At 75.6% G+C, this 610-nt stretch carries 1 protein-coding gene; it reads right to left on the bottom strand.

Features of this window, described 5'->3' with window-relative positions; genetic code table 11:
• Positions 1 to 610, bottom strand: a 610-nt coding sequence (locus CCN35_RS27170) for a saccharopine dehydrogenase family protein (protein WP_483883432.1), incomplete at both ends; no start/stop codon positions are given.

Raw genomic sequence — 610 nt, 5'->3', positions numbered from 1 at the left:
CGGCCGCGACGCCTCCGACGGCGACGGGCAGATGCCGGACGGCCGCGTAGTGGCGGTAGCGGAAGTCGGGGCCGTAGCGCTCCAGCATGCGTGCGGAGCGCCGCACGATCTGCGGATCGACGGTCGGCAGGGGCAGCACCCAGGCGCCGACCTCCCCGGCGAAGCGGGGCGCGCCCGCCGGGGTGGACGCCCGTCTGCCCGGCGTCCGCGGCTCGTGCCGCGCCCGGTCCCGCGCGGCGGCCCGCATCCGCAGCGGGCGTGCGAACTGGTTGAGGGCCGAGGCGAGCGTTCCGCCCGAAAGGGCGCCGTCCGCCCGGACGAATCCGTCCACGGTCAGCGGCACGCCCTCCGGCAGCTGCCGGACGGTGAAGTACACGCCCAGGTCGTGCGGGACGGAGTCGAATCCGCAGGCGTGCACCAGCCGCGCCCCCGTCTCCCGCGCGCGTGTGTCGTGCCGGACGTACACCAGGTCGACGAACTCGGGCTCGCCGCACAGGTCCAGATAGTCCGTGCCGCTGTCGGCGCAGGCGGCCACCAGCCCCTCGCCGTGGAGCACATAGGGGCCCACGGTGGTGGCCAGCACCCGTGTGCATCGGGCGAGTTCCCGCAG

Source organism: Streptomyces thermovulgaris, assembly GCF_002155915.1.
GTDB classification, from domain to species: Bacteria; Actinomycetota; Actinomycetes; order Streptomycetales; family Streptomycetaceae; genus Streptomyces; species Streptomyces thermovulgaris.
This window is presented reverse-complemented; position numbering and strand designations above follow the sequence as displayed.